At 71.9% G+C, this 17,079-nt stretch carries 20 protein-coding genes; 18 read left to right on the forward strand and 2 right to left on the reverse strand.

Annotated elements, in window-relative coordinates; all coding sequences use genetic code 11:
* Nucleotides 1-89: 89 nt before the first annotated feature.
* The gene (locus tag ACFYYH_RS17020; protein WP_388551353.1) at nucleotides 90-1,691 is read right to left on the reverse strand and encodes an oxidoreductase; all 1,602 of its coding nucleotides are present in this window, start codon (nucleotides 1,689-1,691) and stop codon (nucleotides 90-92) included.
* A gap of 194 nt (nucleotides 1,692-1,885) precedes the next feature.
* Between ACFYYH_RS17020 and hisD the strand changes: the two genes are divergently transcribed.
* The 9 genes from hisD (at nucleotide 1,886) to ACFYYH_RS17065 (ending at nucleotide 9,005) form a co-directional block, all read left to right on the forward strand.
* On the forward strand, nucleotides 1,886-3,235 hold the full coding sequence (hisD, locus tag ACFYYH_RS17025) for a histidinol dehydrogenase (protein WP_388551355.1): 1,350 nt from the start codon (nucleotides 1,886-1,888) through the stop codon (nucleotides 3,233-3,235).
* Nucleotides 3,232-4,353 carry a histidinol-phosphate transaminase gene (locus tag ACFYYH_RS17030; protein WP_388551357.1) on the forward strand — a complete coding sequence of 374 codons (1,122 nt, stop codon included), beginning with the start codon at nucleotides 3,232-3,234 and terminating at the stop codon, nucleotides 4,351-4,353. The genes hisD and ACFYYH_RS17030 overlap by 4 nt, the downstream gene beginning before the upstream one ends.
* Nucleotides 4,350-4,943 (forward strand): imidazoleglycerol-phosphate dehydratase HisB, encoded by a 594-nt coding sequence (gene hisB, locus ACFYYH_RS17035; protein ID WP_388551358.1) that lies wholly within the window; start codon nucleotides 4,350-4,352, stop codon nucleotides 4,941-4,943. The genes ACFYYH_RS17030 and hisB overlap by 4 nt, the downstream gene beginning before the upstream one ends.
* Nucleotides 4,940-5,107: a hypothetical protein gene (locus tag ACFYYH_RS17040; RefSeq protein ID WP_388551360.1), complete on the forward strand. Its 168-nt coding sequence runs from the start codon at nucleotides 4,940-4,942 to the stop codon at nucleotides 5,105-5,107. The genes hisB and ACFYYH_RS17040 overlap by 4 nt, the downstream gene beginning before the upstream one ends.
* Nucleotides 5,104-5,775, forward strand: coding sequence for an imidazole glycerol phosphate synthase subunit HisH (gene hisH, locus ACFYYH_RS17045; protein ID WP_388551362.1), 672 nt, complete (start codon nucleotides 5,104-5,106; stop codon nucleotides 5,773-5,775). The genes ACFYYH_RS17040 and hisH overlap by 4 nt, the downstream gene beginning before the upstream one ends.
* Before the next feature lie 17 nt (nucleotides 5,776-5,792).
* Complete coding sequence (priA, locus tag ACFYYH_RS17050) at nucleotides 5,793-6,518, forward strand: bifunctional 1-(5-phosphoribosyl)-5-((5-phosphoribosylamino)methylideneamino)imidazole-4-carboxamide isomerase/phosphoribosylanthranilate isomerase PriA (RefSeq protein WP_388551687.1); 726 nt, start codon at nucleotides 5,793-5,795, stop codon at nucleotides 6,516-6,518.
* Nucleotides 6,515-6,919 (forward strand): RidA family protein, encoded by a 405-nt coding sequence (locus ACFYYH_RS17055; RefSeq protein WP_388551364.1) that lies wholly within the window; start codon nucleotides 6,515-6,517, stop codon nucleotides 6,917-6,919. The genes priA and ACFYYH_RS17055 overlap by 4 nt, the downstream gene beginning before the upstream one ends.
* A complete protein-coding gene (hisF, locus tag ACFYYH_RS17060; protein ID WP_388551366.1) occupies nucleotides 6,916-7,671 on the forward strand; it encodes an imidazole glycerol phosphate synthase subunit HisF in 756 nt (251 codons plus the stop codon). The genes ACFYYH_RS17055 and hisF overlap by 4 nt, the downstream gene beginning before the upstream one ends.
* 395 nt (nucleotides 7,672-8,066) lie before the next feature.
* Nucleotides 8,067-9,005 (forward strand): alpha/beta hydrolase, encoded by a 939-nt coding sequence (locus ACFYYH_RS17065; RefSeq protein WP_388551688.1) that lies wholly within the window; start codon nucleotides 8,067-8,069, stop codon nucleotides 9,003-9,005.
* Between the two features lie 23 nt (nucleotides 9,006-9,028).
* Here the strand turns inward: ACFYYH_RS17065 and ACFYYH_RS17070 are convergent, their stop codons facing one another.
* Nucleotides 9,029-9,661 carry a TIGR03085 family metal-binding protein gene (locus ACFYYH_RS17070; RefSeq protein WP_388551367.1) on the reverse strand — a complete coding sequence of 211 codons (633 nt, stop codon included), beginning with the start codon at nucleotides 9,659-9,661 and terminating at the stop codon, nucleotides 9,029-9,031.
* An 84-nt stretch (nucleotides 9,662-9,745) separates the two neighbouring features.
* Between ACFYYH_RS17070 and hisI the strand changes: the two genes are divergently transcribed.
* The 9 genes from hisI to trpA all read left to right on the forward strand — a co-directional run bounded on the left by hisI (nucleotide 9,746) and on the right by trpA (nucleotide 17,073).
* Nucleotides 9,746-10,156 (forward strand): phosphoribosyl-AMP cyclohydrolase, encoded by a 411-nt coding sequence (gene hisI / locus ACFYYH_RS17075; protein ID WP_388551369.1) that lies wholly within the window; start codon nucleotides 9,746-9,748, stop codon nucleotides 10,154-10,156.
* A gap of 37 nt (nucleotides 10,157-10,193) precedes the next feature.
* On the forward strand, nucleotides 10,194-11,696 hold the full coding sequence (locus ACFYYH_RS17080) for an anthranilate synthase component I (protein WP_388551371.1): 1,503 nt from the start codon (nucleotides 10,194-10,196) through the stop codon (nucleotides 11,694-11,696).
* Nucleotides 11,697-11,710: 14 nt separating this feature from the next.
* Nucleotides 11,711-12,415 carry a TIGR02234 family membrane protein gene (locus ACFYYH_RS17085; RefSeq protein ID WP_388551373.1) on the forward strand — a complete coding sequence of 235 codons (705 nt, stop codon included), beginning with the start codon at nucleotides 11,711-11,713 and terminating at the stop codon, nucleotides 12,413-12,415.
* A gap of 108 nt (nucleotides 12,416-12,523) precedes the next feature.
* The gene (locus tag ACFYYH_RS17090) at nucleotides 12,524-12,847 is read left to right on the forward strand and encodes an HGxxPAAW family protein (RefSeq protein ID WP_388551375.1); all 324 of its coding nucleotides are present in this window, start codon (nucleotides 12,524-12,526) and stop codon (nucleotides 12,845-12,847) included.
* Between the two features lie 89 nt (nucleotides 12,848-12,936).
* The gene (locus ACFYYH_RS17095) at nucleotides 12,937-13,521 is read left to right on the forward strand and encodes a DUF2752 domain-containing protein (RefSeq protein WP_388551690.1); all 585 of its coding nucleotides are present in this window, start codon (nucleotides 12,937-12,939) and stop codon (nucleotides 13,519-13,521) included.
* Between the two features lie 115 nt (nucleotides 13,522-13,636).
* Entirely contained in the window at nucleotides 13,637-14,446 is an 810-nt protein-coding gene (gene trpC / locus ACFYYH_RS17100; protein WP_388551377.1) for an indole-3-glycerol phosphate synthase TrpC, read from the forward strand.
* 7 nt (nucleotides 14,447-14,453) lie between these two features.
* The gene (gene trpM / locus ACFYYH_RS17105) at nucleotides 14,454-14,669 is read left to right on the forward strand and encodes a tryptophan biosynthesis modulator TrpM (protein ID WP_388551378.1); all 216 of its coding nucleotides are present in this window, start codon (nucleotides 14,454-14,456) and stop codon (nucleotides 14,667-14,669) included.
* Nucleotides 14,670-15,025: 356 nt separating this feature from the next.
* A complete protein-coding gene (gene trpB, locus ACFYYH_RS17110) occupies nucleotides 15,026-16,264 on the forward strand; it encodes a tryptophan synthase subunit beta (RefSeq protein ID WP_388551380.1) in 1,239 nt (412 codons plus the stop codon).
* Complete coding sequence (trpA, locus tag ACFYYH_RS17115) at nucleotides 16,261-17,073, forward strand: tryptophan synthase subunit alpha (protein ID WP_388551382.1); 813 nt, start codon at nucleotides 16,261-16,263, stop codon at nucleotides 17,071-17,073. The genes trpB and trpA overlap by 4 nt, the downstream gene beginning before the upstream one ends.
* Nucleotides 17,074-17,079 lie beyond the last annotated feature (6 nt).

Below are 17,079 nucleotides of genomic sequence, written 5' to 3' on the forward strand. Positions count from 1 at the left end.
CGTGAGGTACGAGCGGCCGAGCACGGTCGACTGTCGGCATCGACATGAAGCGCCCCGGAGGCGAACCGAGCCCCCAAAACAAGAAACCCTCAGCCGCGCCTGAGCAGGCGGGAGGCGCCCGTGGCCACCGTGGTGGCGAGGATCCAGCCGAGCATGACCAGGGCCGCCGCGGCCCACTGCCAGCCGCCCTTCAGCAGCCAGTAGCCGTCCTGGCCGAGGTTGATCACCGGGATCAGCAGATCCAGCGCGTAGAGCGCCGGGTTCCACTCGGGGTGTTCCGTGGCCTTGATCGACGGCGGGGCGTGATGCGCGAAGCCGATCGTGCCCGCGCCCCACAGCACCGCCATCCACAGTGCCGCCCGGCCGGGGCGGTAGCCGTACGCCACCGTCCAGTCCTGGAGGTATCCCCAGAGCTTCGCGGCGAGCGGCAGCGTCTCGCGGCGCCGTCGCTGCTTGGCGAGCAGCACCTCGCGCGCGTCCGCGTCCTCGCCGCTGTTGCGCAGCACCTGCGCCAGCCGCTCGTACGGCTCGGGGGAGTACTCGGGGGTCGCGGCCGCCACCCACTCCAGCCGCCGGAGCAGCGGGAAGTGCCCGAACGGGACGAGGTTCTCGTAGACGAAGCCGCCCATCGCCAGACCGCCGGGCCCCGGCCAGCTCGTCGACATGTCGACCAGGGTGACGATCTTCGCGCCGCTGAGGACGACCCTGCCCTCCTCCGGGCGTTCGCACTTGAACCGCAGTTCGGGAGTGACGATCCTGCGCATCGAGAACTCGTCCGTGGCCGAGAAGAAGAACCGTGCCTGGTCCACGTCGATCGCGTCCCCGAACCGGCCGTCGTCCAGCCGCACCCCGCCCCGGCATTCGAACGGCTGCAACCGGGTGCCGTGCAGCGGGCTGGAGACGCGCCCGACGCCGTGCGGCGGCGTGGTCCCGGGCCGGCCGGTCGCCTCGCTCACCCACGCGCCCGTCATATGGAGCGACCGCTCCACCGTGAGCTGCGGAGCGTTCAGCGCGCGCCCGTCCTGGGCGGCGCGCAGCCGGCTGCCGCGCAGGCTCAGCGACACCCCGACCTTCGCGCCCCGCAGACTGACCTCGCCGTATGTCTCGATCTGATCGGCCTGGAGATCCTGGGCGACGGACATCCCGTCGGCGGTGATCGCCCGGCCCAGCCGGTCGGGCCGTACATCGATCTGGCTGATCAGCAGATCCGTGCCGATCTGCGCGTCGGTGAGCCGGATGCCCCGGTCGACCCGGCAGCGAGGCAGATGCAGGTCCCCCTCGGTGCGCAGCCGGGCCGCTTCGAGGCGGGGTATCGCGCACCCCACCATCCGCAGGGTGGTGAAGTGCGACTCGGGCAGGACCACCTCGTTCTCGAAGCGGCAGTGGTTGAGCTCGACGTACGGCGCGATCGTGCCGCCCGCGAGATTGAGCGTCCCGGTGATCTGGACCCCGCGCAGCTTGAGCGCCGCGACCCGGCCGGGGAGCGCCGCGGGCCCGCTGAGCAGCAGCAGGGCGATGACACGGGCGCGCACTCTGCGCCCGGTGCCCCAGGGGAGCGGCGAGAAGGGATCGTTCAGCAGTGGGTCCGAGGTGCTCAGGTCGTAGGTGCTGCCGTTGCGGAACGACTGCCACATACCCAGTTCCGCCGCGCTGAGCCAGTCGGGAGATTCGTCGTCCTGCGGCTCGGTCACTGCCGCCTCCGCTTCCCCTGATGATGTGCAGATGGTCACGAACCATTCACGGAAGGTTGTCGGATGGTCCGTACAACGGTTCTTCCCTCTGAGTGACGCGCTGAACGCTAGTGGTGAGGTGTGCCTCGCGTGGCATGTATCAGCCAGTGATACGGGCGTCCGGCGGCCTGATCCGGTCTGCGAGAATTGACCCCGTGATCTCACGAATCGATCTGCGCGGTGACGCCCTCCCCGAGGGTGGAGCCCTGCGTGACCTGCTGCCCCGAGCCGAGTTCGATGTGGAGGCCGCCCTGGAGAAGGTGCGGCCCATCTGCGAGGACGTGCATCATCGGGGCACCGCGGCGCTGATCGAGTACGCGGAGAGGTTCGACGGTGTGACGCTGGAGCGGGTACGGGTGCCCGTGGCCGCTCTCGGCGCCGCGCTGGAGGCGCTCGACCCCGCCGTCCGCGCCGCGCTGGAGGAGTCGATCCGGCGGGCCGAACTGGTCCATCGCGCCCAGCGCCGCGACACGCACACCACCCAGGTCGTCCCCGGCGGCACGGTCACCGAGAAGTGGGTCCCGGTCGAGCGCGTGGGGCTCTACGCCCCGGGCGGCCGGTCCGTCTATCCGTCCTCCGTCGTCATGAACGTGGTGCCCGCGCAGGTCGCGGGGGTCGAGTCCATCGCACTGGCCTCCCCCGCCCAGCGGGAGTTCGGCGGTCTGCCGCACCCGACCATCCTGGCCGCCTGCGCGCTGCTCGGGATCGACGAGGTGTACGCGGCGGGCGGTGCCACGGCCGTCGCGATGTTCGCGTACGGCACCGAGGAGTGCGCCCCCGCGAACATGGTCACCGGGCCCGGCAACATCTGGGTCGCCGCCGCCAAGCGGTACTTCACCGGCCGGATCGGCATCGACGCCGAGGCGGGCCCCACCGAGATCGCGATCCTGGCCGACGCGACCGCCGACCCCGTCCATGTCGCCGCCGATTTGATCAGCCAGGCCGAGCACGACCCGCTCGCCGCGGCCGTCCTCGTCACCGACTCGGTGGAGCTGGCCGACGCGGTGGAGAAGGAACTGGAGCCGCAGGTGGCGGCCACTCGCCATATCGAGGACCGGGTGGTCCCCGCGCTCTCCGGCCGCCAGTCGGCGGTCGTCCTGGTCGACTCCGTCGAGGACGGCCTGCGGGTCGTCGACGCGTACGGCGCCGAGCACCTGGAGATCCAGACCGCCGACGCCGCCGAGGTGGCGGGGCGGGTCCGCAACGCCGGCGCGATCTTCGTCGGTCCGTACTCCCCGGTCTCGCTCGGCGACTACTGCGCGGGCTCCAACCATGTCCTGCCGACCGGCGGCTGCGCCTGCCACTCCTCGGGGCTCTCCGTCCAGTCCTTCCTGCGCGGGATCCACATCGTGGACTACAGCGAGAAGGCGCTCGCCGAGGTCGCCCACCATGTGGTGACGCTCGCGGAGGCGGAGGACCTGCCGGCCCACGGCGCGGCCGTCAGGGCGCGGTTCGCCGGAGGCGAGCCGCACCGGGACCGTGGACGGCAGGTGCCCGGCGCATGACCAGTCCCCGGCCCTTCGGCATCGACGACCTGCCGGTACGGGACGAACTGCGCGGCAAGTCCCCCTACGGCGCCCCCCAGCTCGATGTCCCCGTACAGCTCAACACCAACGAGAACCCCTACCCGCTTCCCGAGCCGCTGGTCGAGCGGATCGCCGAGCGGGTCCGCGAGGCCGCCCGGGGGCTCAACCGCTACCCCGACCGGGACGCGGTCGAGCTGCGCACCGAACTGGCCGCGTATCTCACCCGTACCGGCAAGCACCCGCTGACCGCCGCGAACGTCTGGGCCGCCAACGGCTCCAACGAGGTCATCCAGCAACTGCTCCAGGCCTTCGGCGGCCCCGGCCGTACGGCGATCGGCTTCGAGCCGTCGTACTCGATGCACGGCCTCATCGCGCGCGGCACCGGCACCGGCTGGATCTCGGGACCGCGCACCGAGGACTTCACCATCGACGTGGACGCGGCGCGCGAGGCGCTCGCCGAGCACCGGCCCGATGTCGTCTTCATCACCTCGCCCAACAACCCCACGGGCACGGCGGTCGACGCCGGGACGGTCCTCGCGCTGTACGAGGCCGCGCAGACGGTGCGGCCGTCGCTCGTCGTGGTGGACGAGGCCTATGTCGAGTTCAGCCACCGGGCCTCCCTGCTGCCGCTCCTGGAGGACCGGCCGTATCTCGTGGTGTCCCGCACGATGTCCAAGGCCTTCGGGGCGGCGGGGCTGCGCCTCGGCTATCTCGCCGCGCACCCGGCCGTGGTCGACGCCGTGCAGCTGGTGCGCCTGCCGTACCACCTCTCCGCCATCACCCAGGCCACCGCGCTCGCCGCGCTGGAGCACACCGATACGCTGCTCGGGTACGTCGAGACGCTCAAGGCCGAGCGGGACCGGCTGGTCGGGGAGTTGCGGGCGATCGGTTACGAGGTCACCGAGTCGGACGCGAACTTCGTCCAGTTCGGCCGCTTCGAGGACTCCCACACGGCCTGGCAGCGGATTCTGGACCGGGGTGTCCTGGTCCGTGACAACGGCGTACCGGGCCGGCTGCGGGTCACCGCGGGCACCCCGTCCGAGAACGACGCGTTCCTCGACGCGGTACGTGATCTGAAGAAGGAGCAGAGCGCATGAGCCGCATCGGCCGTGTGGAACGCAGTACGAAGGAAACCTCCGTCGTCGTCGAGATCGATCTCGACGGCAGGGGCGAAGTGAACGTGTCGACGGGGGTCGGGTTCTACGACCACATGCTCGACCAGCTCGGCCGGCACGGTCTGTTCGACCTCACGGTGAAGACCGAGGGCGATCTGCACATCGACTCGCACCACACCATCGAGGACACCTCGCTCGCCCTCGGCGCCGCCTTCAAGCAGGCCCTCGGCGACAAGGTCGGCATCTACCGGTTCGGCAACTGCACGGTCCCGCTGGACGAGTCGCTCGCCCAGGTGACGGTGGACCTCTCGGGGCGTCCGTATCTGGTGCACACCGAGCCCGAGAACATGGCGCCGATGATCGGTGAGTACGACACCACCATGACCCGGCACATCCTGGAGTCCTTCGTGGCCCAGGCCCAGATCGCGCTGCATGTCCATGTCCCGTACGGGCGGAACGCGCACCACATCGTGGAGTGCCAGTTCAAGGCCCTGGCGCGTGCCCTGCGGTACGCCTCCGAGCGCGACCCGCGCGCGGTGGGCATTCTTCCTTCGACCAAGGGCGCCCTGTGACCGGTCTGTCGACCATTCTGATCGTCGTGGGACTGTTTCTGGCCGGGGGTGTCTACTCCTTCTCCAAGCAGAAGCTGCCCAAGGGCGTGATCGTGCTGCTCGCGCTCTGCTCCGTGCTCTGTCTGGTCGCCGGGGTCCTGCGTATCCAAGGGATCTGGGAATGACCGAGACCAGCAAGAGCGGCAAGAGCGGCAAGAGCCCCAAGAGTGTCGTCGTGTTCGACTACGGCTTCGGCAATGTCCGCTCCGCGGAGCGGGCCCTCGCCCGGGTCGGCGCCGATGTCGAGATCACCCGTGACTTCGACCGCGCGATGAACGCCGACGGGCTGCTCGTCCCCGGGGTCGGCGCTTTCTCCGCCTGTATGAAGGGGCTCACCGCGGCCCGGGGCGACTGGATCATCGGACGCAGACTCGCGGGCGGCCGTCCCGTCCTGGGGATCTGTGTCGGGATGCAGATCCTCTTCGAGCGGGGCATCGAGCACGGAGTGGAGACCGAGGGCCTCGACGAGTGGCCCGGCACGGTCGCGCCGCTCACCGCGCCGATCGTCCCCCACATGGGGTGGAACACCGTCCAGGCACCGCCGGACAGCGAGCTGTTCGCCGGACTCGACCCCGAGGCCCGGTTCTACTTCGTCCACTCGTACGCGGTGCACGACTGGAACCTGGAAGTCACCAACCCCAAGATCCGCGCTCCCAGGGTCACCTGGTCCGCGCACGGCGAGCCATTCGTCGCCGCCGTGGAGAACGGGGCACTGTGGGCCACCCAGTTCCACCCCGAGAAGTCCGGCGACGCCGGTGCCACGCTGCTGACCAACTGGATCGGAACCCTCTGATGTCACCCGAGGCTCTTGTGCCGAAGCTCGAACTCCTCCCCGCCGTCGATGTCCGCGACGGCCAGGCCGTACGGCTCGTCCACGGCGAGTCCGGTACGGAGACGTCCTACGGCTCCCCCCTCGAAGCCGCCCTCGCCTGGCAGCGCTCCGGCGCCGAGTGGCTGCATCTCGTGGACCTCGACGCGGCGTTCGGCACCGGCGACAACCGCGAGCTGATCTCCGAGGTCACCCGGGCCATGGACATCAAGGTCGAACTCTCCGGCGGTATCCGCGACGACGCCTCGCTCGCCGCGGCCCTCGCCACCGGCTGCACCCGGGTCAACCTCGGCACGGCCGCGCTGGAGACCCCCGAGTGGGTCGCCCGGATCATCGCCGAGCACGGCGACCGGATCGCGGTCGGCCTCGACGTACGCGGCACCACCCTGCGCGGCCGGGGCTGGACTCGTGACGGCGGCGACCTCTACGAGATCCTGGCCCGGCTGGACTCCGAGGGCTGCGCCCGTTACGTCGTCACCGACATCGCCAAGGACGGCACCCTCCAGGGCCCCAATCTGGAGCTGCTGAAGAACGTCTGCGCCGCGACCGACAAGCCGGTCGTCGCCTCCGGCGGGGTCTCCTCGCTGGACGATCTGCGCGCCATCGCCTCCCTCGTGCCCGTGGGAGTCGAGGGCGCGATCGTCGGCAAGGCGCTCTACGCCAAGGCGTTCACCCTGGAAGAGGCGCTGACGGCGGTGAACGGATGACCGACGGAGCCGGGGTACGGAGGATCTCGTCCGGCGGCCCCTGGGAGGAGTCCTTCGGCTACTCCCGCGCGGTCGAGCTCCCCAACGGTCTGGTGCTGGTGTCCGGCTGCACCTCGGTGGTCGACGGCAGGATCGCGGAGGGCGGCCCGTACGACCAGACGAGGACCGCGTTCGGCGTCGCCGTCAAGGCGCTGGCGGAGCTGGGCCTCGACATCGGCCATGTCGTCCGTACGCGGATGTATCTCACCCATGCCAGGGACGCCGACGAGGTCGGCCGCGCCCACAAGGAACTGTTCGACGCCGTGCGGCCCGCCGCCTCGATGATCGTCGTCGCCGGTCTGATCGACCCGAGCCTTGTCGTCGAGGTCGAGGTCGAGGCGTACCGGGGAGGTGCCTCATGAGCCTCGCCGTACGGGTCATCCCCTGTCTGGACGTGGACAACGGCCGGGTCGTCAAGGGCGTCAACTTCCAGAACCTGCGCGACGCCGGCGACCCCGTCGAGATGGCCAAGCTGTACGACGCCGAAGGCGCCGACGAACTGACGTTCCTCGACATCACCGCCTCGTCCGGGGACCGTGAGACGACCTACGACGTGGTGCGCCGCACCGCCGAGCAGGTCTTCATCCCGCTCACCGTCGGCGGGGGAGTCCGCACCGCCGAGGACGTCGACAAGCTGCTGCGGGCCGGCGCGGACAAGGTCGGCGTCAACACCGCCGCCATCGCCCGGCCCGAGCTGATCCGGGAGATCGCCGAGCGCTTCGGACGGCAGGTGCTGGTGCTGTCGGTCGACGCGCGGCGCACACCGTCCGGCTCGTTCGAGGTCACGACCCACGGCGGACGCCGGGGCACCGGGATCGACGCCGTCGAATGGGCCTACCGGGCGGGCGAGTTGGGCGCCGGGGAGATCCTGCTCAACTCGATGGACGCGGACGGTACGAAGGACGGCTACGACACGGAGATGATCGCGGCCGTGCGCCGGCATGTGACCGTGCCCGTCATCGCGTCCGGGGGCGCCGGCCGGCTCGCGGACTTCCCGCCCGCCATCGACGCGGGCGCGGACGCCGTGCTGGCGGCCTCCGTCTTCCACTTCGGCGATCTGCGGATCTCGGAGGTCAAGACCGCGCTGCGGGAAGCGGGCCATCCGGTGCGCTGAGCCGGTCCGTCGGGCCGGGCAGGGCCGTTGGGCGGGGCCGCTGGGAGGGGCACTCCCGCGGGTGCCGGCGGACGGGTGCGTTGACGGCACGTCATCATCCGTTTGTGTGACCCGGTGAAGACCGGCGACCGCTGGTGAAGACCGGTGAACTCGCCGGTGCGTCCGGGGCGGACGCGCCGGGAGAGTGGAACCGCCAGTGACAATCGCGGTTCCACTCCGGTGCGTCCGACGGCTTCCGGTGTGGCTCCGTCACGACCGAGAGGCCCCCCACCGTGCAGCAGCACCCGCCGACGCGTCCCCTCGCCCGCGTCCCCGTTCCCGTCCCCGCCCGCGTACGCACCGTCCGGAGCCTGTCGGCGGCGGCGGTCGCGACGGCCGCTCTCCTCGCCGCGCTGATGCCCGGCACGACGGGCGCGTCCGCCGCGTCCGCCCCCGCTCCTGCCGCCCCCGCTCCTGCCGCCCCCGTTCCTGCCGCCCCCGTTCCTGCCGCGTCCGCCCGTGCCGTGGTGTCGGCCGCGCGGACCGCTCCGACCGCGGACAATCCGTACGAGCGCGGTCCCGCGCCGACCGTGGCCTCCGTCGAGGCTCCCCTCGGCCCGTACGCCGTCTCCCAGCTCCGGGTGGCACGGTCGAGCGTCAGGGGCTTCGGCGGCGGCACCATCCACTACCCGACGTCCACCGCCGACGGCACCTTCGGCGCGGTGGCCGTCTCGCCCGGCTTCACCGCCAGTCGGTCGACCGTCGCCTGGTACGGACCGAGGCTCGCCTCCCAGGGATTCGTGGTCTTCACCATCGACACCCTCACGGTGCTCGACCAGCCCGCCGGCCGGGGACGTCAACTCCTCGCCGCACTGGACCATCTGACGGGTGAATCCCCGGTGAGGGACCGGGTCGACCGCACCCGGCTCGGCGTCATGGGCCACTCGATGGGCGGGGGAGGCTCCCTGGCGGCGGCCAAGAGCCGTCCCTCGCTCAAGGCGGCCATCCCCCTGACCGGCTGGAACCTGGACACCACCTGGCCCGAGGTCCGCACGCCCACCCTGGTGATCGGGGCCGACGGCGACACGGTCGCGCCCGTCGCGACCCACTCCGAGCCGTTCTACGCGTCCCTGCCCGCCGTGCTGGACAAGGCGTATCTGGAGCTGAGGGGCGCTGTCCACCGGACCCCGGCCACGGAGAACACCACGATCGCGAAGTACAGCGTGTCCTGGCTGAAGCGCTTCATCGACAACGACCGGCGCTACGAGCGGTTCCTCTGCCCCCTGCCGCTGCCGGGCCCGGCGATCGCGGAGTACCGGGGCGCCTGCCCGCTCACCCCTGCCCCCGCGAACTGATCGCGAACTGACCGCGGACTGCTCTAGATACCGAGCTTCGCCTCGCGGAGCTTGGCGACCGCGTCCTGGTCGCCCTCCAGCTCCACATCCGCGACGCTCTGCCGTCCGAACACGAAGAGCACCAGCTCACCCGGCTCACCGGTGACCGTCACCACCGGTGTGCCGCGGTGGGCCACGGCCGTCTGGCCGTCCGGGCGGCGCAGCACCAGCCCCACCGGGGACCTGCGCCCCAGCATCCGGCCGCCCTTCTCCACCCGGGACCAGAGCGTGTCCGCGAAGACCCGGTCCAGCTCGCGCGGCGTCCAGTCGGGCTGCGCCCGCCGGACGTCCTCGGCGTGGACGTAGAACTCGATCGCGTTCGCCGCCTCGTCGATCTGCTTGATGCCGTACGGGGACAGCCGCGGCGGTCCCGTACGGATGAGCTGGATCAGCTCCTCGTACGGCTTCGCGGCGTACTCGGCCTGCACCCGCTCCAGCCGGTTCCTGAGCGCGGGCACCAGCACCCCGCCCGCCGCGTCGGGGCGGCGCTCGCGCACCACCGTATGGGCCGCGAGGTCCCGGGCCAGCCAGCCGTCGCAGAGGGTCGGCGCCTCGGGGCCCGCGGCCTCCAACAGGTCTGCGAGCAGAAGCCGTTCACGCTTGGCATGGGTCGACATGGCCCCCACCCTACGGTGGCCGTGTCCCGTCCGCCCAGTGGACACCGGGCCCGGTACGGGGCGCGGGCGCGGCACAATGAACTCATGACCAGCACGTCCGGCACGTCCAGCACCTCCCGTACCACCGGCGCCGGTGCCCCCGGCCCGAGCGGCGGACTCGACCCCGCGATCGCGGACCGGCTCAAGCGCACGCCCGACGGACTGCTCCCGGCCATCGCCCAGCAGTACGACACCGGCGAGGTGCTGATGCTCGGCTGGATGGACGACGAGGCCCTGCACCGCACCCTGACCACGGGCCGCTGCACCTACTGGTCCCGCAGCCGCCGTGAGTACTGGGTCAAGGGCGACACCTCCGGCCATGTCCAGCACGTCAGGTCCGTCGCCCTGGACTGCGACGCCGACACCGTTCTGGTCCAGGTCGACCAGGTGGGGGCCGCCTGCCACACCGGCGCGCGCACCTGCTTCGACGCGGACGTCCTGCCGCTCGGACGGTGAATGTCCGGCTCCTTCCCACCGAGTAGGGTCAGCCGCCATGGACCTTGAGACCTTCCGCAAGCTGGCGGTGGACCGCCGTGTGATCCCCGTCAGCAGGCGCCTCCTCGCGGACGGCGACACCCCGGTCGGCCTGTACCGCAAGCTCGCCGCCGAGCGTCCCGGGACGTTTCTGCTGGAGTCCGCGGAGAACGGCCGCTCCTGGTCCCGGTACTCCTTCATCGGGGTACGGTCCGCCGCCACGCTCACCGCACGCGACGGACACACCCACTGGCTCGGCACCCCGCCCGTCGGGGTCCCCGTGGACGGTGATCCGCTGGCCGCCCTGCGCGCCACCGTGGAGACCCTGCACACCCCCCGCGGCCTCTCCTCCGGCATGCCGCCCTTCACCGGGGGCATGGTCGGCTATCTCGGCTACGACATCGTCCGCAGGCTGGAGCGGATCGGCGAGCACGCGCGCGACGATCTGCGCATCCCCGAGCTGACCATGCTGCTCACCTCGGACCTCGCCGTGCTCGACCACTGGGACGGCACGGTCCTGCTGATCGCCAACGCGATCAACCACAACGACCTGGACACCGGGGTCGACGAGGCGTACGCGGACGCCGTCGCCCGGCTCGACGCCATGGCCGCCGATCTCGCCGAGCCGCTCCACTCCGCGCCGGCCGCGCTGCCCGAGTCCGAGCTGCCCGAGTACACCGCGCTCTGGGGCGGCCCCGACTACCGGGCCGCCGTCGAGGACATCAAGGAACGGATCAGGGCGGGCGAGGCCTTCCAGGTCGTGCCCTCGCAGCGCTTCGAGACGCCCGTCAGCGCGAGCGCCCTGGACGTCTACCGGGTGCTGCGGGCCACCAACCCGTCGCCGTACATGTATCTCTTCCGCTTCCCGCACGAGGACGGCAGGACCTTCGATGTCGTGGGCTCCAGCCCGGAGGCCCTGGTCAAGGTCGAGGACGGGCGCGCGATGGTGCATCCGATCGCCGGGACCCGGCACCGGGGCGCCACCCCGAAGGAGGACCAGGCCCTCGCCGAGGAACTGCTCGCCGACCCCAAGGAGCGCGCCGAGCACCTCATGCTGGTGGACCTCGGCCGTAACGACCTGGGCCGTGTCTGCGCCCCCGGCAGCGTCGAGGTGGTGGACTTCATGTCGGTCGAGCGGTACTCGCACGTCATGCACATCGTGTCCACCGTGACCGGGCGGGTCGCCGAGGGCCGTACCGCCTTCGACGTCCTGACCGCCTGCTTCCCCGCGGGCACCCTCTCCGGGGCGCCCAAGCCGCGCGCCATGCAGATCATCGACGAGCTGGAACCCACCCGGCGCGGACTGTACGGCGGCTGTGTCGGCTATCTCGACTTCGCAGGCGACTCGGACACGGCCATCGCCATCCGGACCGCCCTGCTGCGGGACGGCACGGCGTATGTGCAGGCGGGAGCGGGTGTCGTGGCCGACTCCGATCCGGTCTCCGAGGACATCGAGTGCCGCAACAAGGCGGCAGCCGTGCTCCGGGCCGTGCATACCGCCAACCGCCTGAACGGCGGGTGACACGGTAGGGGATAGTGGGGTACGTGAGTGCCGTACCCGTACCCCAGCCCCGTACCGCCGCTCCGGGGGCCACCGCGACGAGCGGCGGCCGCCGTGTTCTCGCGGCGGCCCTGTTCCTCGGCGCCGTCGGCGCCGCCGTGGCGCTGATCGCCTCCGGCCAGACCTGGGCGGAGGGCACGGCGGCCGTCGGGGGCGGTTCCGTGCCGCTCGACGCCAACGGCCGTGATGTCACGGGAGTGCCCGCCGCGCTCGCCGTCGTCGGTCTCGCGGCGCTCGTCGCGGTCTTCGCCGTCCGCAGGGCCGGGCGGCTGCTGGTCGCCGCCCTGCTGGCGCTGAGCGGCGCGGGAGCGGCCCTCGCGGCGTTCCTCGGCGCCTCGGACAGCTCGGCGCTGGACGAACTGGCCGCCAGGACCACCGGGGACACCGCCGCGACGGTGGACGGGCTGAGCCACACCGCCTGGCCGTACGTGACCGCCGCGGGCGGGGTGCTGATCCTGCTCACGGGCGTGCTGGCGCTGCTCTACGGCAGGCAGTGGCCCGCGATGTCCGGGCGGTACGAGCGGGCCGGCGGAGCGGGCTCCGGCGGCTCCGCCGGGCGCGCGGGGCGGCGGGCGCCCGTCGTGGACCCCGACCGTCCCGAGGACCTGTGGAAGGCCCTGGACCGGGGCGAGGACCCGACGGGTGAGGACCCCGTACGGAACCCCGCACGGGAGAGCTGAACCACACCGCCCGACCCCCCGGGGCCGAACGGGTTGCCGATGCGGGACAATGTCCGTTGAGCGTCCGACTCACGACTCACACAGCGCAACAGGAACGAGGAGCAACTCATGGCGGGCAGCAGCCACGGACACACCCCGGCGGCCTGGACCGGTGTCACCATCGCCTTCATCGGCTTCTGCGTCTCGGGAGTCTTCATGGTGGCGGCGAACTCGCTCGGGTTCTGGGCCGGTATCGCCATCATCCTGCTCGGTGGTGTCGTCGGTCTGGCGATGAAGGCCGCGGGTCTGGGCATGCCCAAGGAGTCCGAGGAGCTGGTACGCGCCCGGGAGCTGGCCGGCCGGCCGCAGGCCGCGGCGCAGGCACAGGCCCAGGCGGCGGGCGAGAGCGCCAAGGCCGAGGCGCAGAGCGAGCCCCAGACGCAGACCGCCTGAGCGGGCCGGCGCTCCGCACCCCAGACGCAGTCCGGCGCGACCGGGCTGCGTCTTTCCGTACGAGCGGCGACAATCACCGGGTGGATGCCATGCCGACCCCCGCGCAGGACCGGTCCCCGGCCGCGCCGCCCCTGCCGCCCGCACTGGCGGTGCCGTCCGTGCCGGTGCCCGCGGTGAACGCCCCTGCCGCCCCGGCCGTGCCGTCTGCGCCGCCCGCCCCGTCCGTGCCGCCCGCGCCGGTCGTGCGGTCCGTGCCGGTGCCCGGCGGGCCCCCGAGGTCCCTCGTGCGGAGGCTTCTCCCGCCGCTCGGCGTCTTCGGCGCGATCGCCTCGGCCTGGACCTATGTCGGTCTGGTCGACCCGAATGAAACCGGCCACTATCCCGTCTGCCCGCTCTACTGGCTGACCGGGCTCCACTGCCCCGCCTGCGGCGGACTGCGCAGTGCCTACGCCGTCGCGCACGGCGACCCCGTCACCGCCCTGGGCGCCAACGCGCTCGCGGTCGCCGGCTACGCGGTCTTCGCCGTGGTCTGGATGGTCTGGGTGGTGCGGGCGGGGAAGGGGCTACCGGTGCGGATCACCCTCGCGCCCCTCTGGTGGTGGGCGCTGGGCGGGGTGATCCTGCTCTTCACGGTGATCAGAAACCTTCCCTTCGGCTCGTCGCTCGCACCCTGAACGCCCAGGCAGTGGGATGCTCGGCCAACCGGATGCGAACCCTTCGGCCACTTCCGGCTAGCATCGATATGGCTGATCCTCATCCCATACCCGTCCAGGAAAGGGGGCCCCTCGCGTGAGTGTGCTCGACGAGATCATCGAAGGCGTCCGCGCCGACCTCGCAGAGCGGCAGGCGCGCGTCGGCCTCGATGAGCTGAAGCAGCGCGCGGCCAGGGCTCCCGAGGCCAAGGACGGCGTGGCCGCCCTGAGTGGCGAATCCGTCCAGGTGATCTGCGAGGTCAAGCGCTCCAGCCCGTCCAAGGGCGCGCTGGCCGCGATCGCGGACCCGGCGGGGCTCGCCGCCGACTACGAGGCGGGCGGCGCCGCCGTCATCTCCGTACTGACCGAGCAGCGGCGCTTCGGCGGTTCGCTGGCCGATCTGGAGGCGGTACGGGCCAAGGTCGACATCCCGGTCCTGCGCAAGGACTTCATCGTCACCTCGTACCAGCTCTGGGAGGCCCGTGCGTACGGAGCCGACCTGGTGCTGCTGATCGTCTCCGCGCTCGACCAGCAGGCGCTGGTCTCCCTGATCGAGCGGGCCGAGTCCATCGGGCTCACCCCGCTCGTCGAGGTGCACGACGAGGAGGAGGTCGAGCGGGCCGTGGACGCGGGCGCCAGGATCATCGGTGTCAACGCGCGCGATCTCAAGACCCTCAAGGTGGACCGCGGCACGTTCGAGCGGGTCGCCCCCGAGATCCCGGCCGGCATCGTGAAGATCGCCGAGTCGGGGGTGCGCGGACCGCACGACCTGATCGCGTACGCCAACGCCGGGGCCGACGCCGTACTGGTCGGCGAGTCGCTGGTGACCGGGCGTGACCCGAAGGCCGCGGTGGCCGATCTCGTCGCGGCCGGTGCCCATCCGGCGCTGCGGCACGGGAGGGACTGACCCCGCCGTGAACACCGTCGCCGTCGCCCTTCCGCACACGCCGCACGCGGCGCTGGCGCGTGGCTGCCGCCCGCGCGGGTGCCGTGCGCCGGCGCGACGGGTGCACGGCCGGCGGGTCCGGTACGTCATCGGTGACGAGCCGGGTCAGGTCAACGGCATGCGATGGCGCCCGGCCGCGCCCCGGGCGTGGCGAGCGGCCGTGGACGCGGTGTCCGCGCGCTGATCCGTACGGCTCCGTTCCCTACGACGGCGGTCCGTTCCGTACGACGGCGTTCCGCGGCGCACGAGTTCCGCGGTGAACGGTCCCGCGGTCGCTCCGGCGGCCGGTCTCCGGACGGTGTGGCGGTTCCGATTGCCGCCCCGCACGGCCGCCCGACGGGTGTGCCGTGCGCGCGGCGGCGGCCGTCGCCGTCCCGGAATCGGTGGCTCCGCCACCGGCTCCCGGACCTCCCGGACCGTCCCGATCTCCCGGGCCCTGTCCCCCCGTGGCCGCATGTCGGCATGTCGGCCGCGCGGGACCGCCCCGCCCCTGGCGCATACGGTGCGTCCTGTTCGTCTGCCTCCAGAGGAGTCCCCCGCGTGTCTTCCGAGTTCTTCGTTCCCGACCCCGACGGTCATGTCCCCAGCGCCGAGGGGTACTTCGGCGCCTTCGGCGGCAAGTTCATCCCCGAGGCACTCGTCGCCGCCGTCGACGAGGTCGCCGTCGAGTACGAGAAGGCGAAGGGCGATCCCGCCTTCGCCGCCGAGCTGAACGAGCTGCTGGTCAACTACACGGGCAGGCCCAGCGCGCTGACCGAGGTCCCGCGGTTCGCCGAGCACGCCGGCGGGGTCCGGATGTTCCTCAAGCGCGAGGATCTGAACCACACCGGCTCCCACAAGATCAACAATGTGCTGGGGCAGGCGCTGCTGACCCGGCGCATGGGCAAGACCCGGGTGATCGCCGAGACCGGCGCGGGACAGCACGGCGTCGCGACCGCCACCGCCTGCGCGCTCTTCGGGCTCGAATGCACCATCTACATGGGCGAGATCGACACCCGGCGCCAGGCACTGAACGTCGCCAGGATGCGGATGCTCGGCGCCGACGTCGTCCCCGTCGCGTCCGGCAGCAAGACCCTCAAGGACGCCATCAACGAGGCGTTCCGCGACTGGGTCGCCAATGTGGACCGTACCCACTATCTGTTCGGCACGGTCGCCGGTCCGCACCCCTTCCCCGCGATGGTGCGCGACTTCCACCGGGTCATCGGAGTGGAGGCCAGGCGTCAGCTCCTGGAGCGCGCCGGACGGCTGCCCGACGCCGCCGTCGCCTGTGTCGGGGGCGGGTCCAACGCGATCGGGCTCTTCCACGCGTTCATCCCCGACGCGGGCGTACGGCTGGTGGGCTGCGAGCCCGCGGGGCACGGGATCGAGAGCGGCGAGCACGCCGCGACGCTGACCGCGGGCGAGCCCGGCATCCTGCACGGATCGCGGTCGTACGTGCTCCAGGACGAGGAGGGCCAGATCACCGAGCCGTACTCGATCTCGGCCGGTCTCGACTACCCGGGCATCGGCCCCGAGCACGCGTATCTCAAGGACAGCGGACGCGGTGAGTACCGCGCGGTGACCGACGACGACGCGATGCGGGCCCTGCGGCTCCTGTCGCGCAGCGAGGGCATCATCCCGGCGATCGAGAGCGCGCACGCGCTGGCCGGCGCGCTGGAGCTGGGACGCGAGCTGGGGAAGGACGGGCTGATCGTCGTCAATCTCTCCGGACGCGGTGACAAGGACATGGACACGGCTGCCCGCTACTTCGGGCTGTACGACGGGGAGAACGCCAAGTGAGCGGGAACATCGAGCTGCTGAGCGACACGCTCGCGACGGCGAAGTCCGAGAACAGGGCCGCGCTGATCGCCTATCTGCCGGCCGGGTTTCCGACCGTGGACGACGGTATCGAGGCCGTGAAGGCGGTGTTCGACGGCGGCGCGGACGTGGTCGAGGTGGGGCTGCCGCACAGCGACCCCGTGCTCGACGGGCCCGTGATCCAGACCGCGGACGACATCGCGCTGCGGGGCGGCGTGAAGATCGCCGATGTGATGCGTACGGTCCGTGAGGCCCATGAGGCGACCGGCAAGCCGGTCCTGGTGATGACGTACTGGAACCCGATCGACCGGTACGGCGTCGGGCGCTTCACCGCCGAGCTGGCCGAGGCCGGCGGCGCCGGATGCATCCTGCCGGACCTGCCGGTCCAGGAGTCGGCGGAGTGGCGCGAGCACGCCGAGAAGCACGGGCTGGCGACGGTCTTCGTGGTGGCGCCCAGCAGCAAGGACGAGCGGCTGGCCAGGATCACCTCGGCGGGCAGCGGCTTTGTCTACGCGGCGTCCCTGATGGGCGTCACCGGCACGCGCGAGTCGGTGGGTCTGGAGGCCAAGGACCTGGTGCTGCGCACCCGTGCCACCACCGGACTGCCGGTCTGTGTCGGGCTCGGTGTGTCCGACGCGGGGCAGGCGGCCGAGGTGGCCGGCTTCGCGGACGGGGTCATCGTGGGGTCGGCGTTCGTGAAGCGGATGCTGGACGCGCCCGGCACGGCGGCCGGGCTGGCGGCGGTACGGGAGCTGGCGGCCGAGCTGGCCGTGGGCGTTCGCAAGCGCTGACGGTTC

The sequence above is a fragment of the Streptomyces sp. NPDC002018 genome, assembly GCF_042890865.1.
In the GTDB taxonomy this organism is placed as follows: domain Bacteria; phylum Actinomycetota; class Actinomycetes; order Streptomycetales; family Streptomycetaceae; genus Streptomyces.

Excerpts from the sequence above, each read along its gene's own strand:
- ACFYYH_RS17030 (WP_388551357.1), top strand. The coding sequence starts at position 3,232 with ATGACCAGTCCCCGGCCCTTCGGCATCGACGACCTGCCGGTACGGGAC.
- hisB (WP_388551358.1), top strand. The coding sequence starts at position 4,350 with ATGAGCCGCATCGGCCGTGTGGAACGCAGTACGAAGGAAACCTCCGTC.
- hisH (WP_388551362.1), top strand. The coding sequence starts at position 5,104 with ATGACCGAGACCAGCAAGAGCGGCAAGAGCGGCAAGAGCCCCAAGAGT.
- ACFYYH_RS17055 (WP_388551364.1), top strand. The coding sequence starts at position 6,515 with ATGACCGACGGAGCCGGGGTACGGAGGATCTCGTCCGGCGGCCCCTGG.
- hisF (WP_388551366.1), top strand. The coding sequence starts at position 6,916 with ATGAGCCTCGCCGTACGGGTCATCCCCTGTCTGGACGTGGACAACGGC.
- ACFYYH_RS17065 (WP_388551688.1), top strand. The coding sequence starts at position 8,067 with ATGCCCGGCACGACGGGCGCGTCCGCCGCGTCCGCCCCCGCTCCTGCC.
- ACFYYH_RS17070 (WP_388551367.1), bottom strand. The coding sequence starts at position 9,661 with ATGTCGACCCATGCCAAGCGTGAACGGCTTCTGCTCGCAGACCTGTTG.
- hisI (WP_388551369.1), top strand. The coding sequence starts at position 9,746 with ATGACCAGCACGTCCGGCACGTCCAGCACCTCCCGTACCACCGGCGCC.
- ACFYYH_RS17080 (WP_388551371.1), top strand. The coding sequence starts at position 10,194 with ATGGACCTTGAGACCTTCCGCAAGCTGGCGGTGGACCGCCGTGTGATC.
- ACFYYH_RS17090 (WP_388551375.1), top strand. The coding sequence starts at position 12,524 with ATGGCGGGCAGCAGCCACGGACACACCCCGGCGGCCTGGACCGGTGTC.
- ACFYYH_RS17095 (WP_388551690.1), top strand. The coding sequence starts at position 12,937 with ATGCCGACCCCCGCGCAGGACCGGTCCCCGGCCGCGCCGCCCCTGCCG.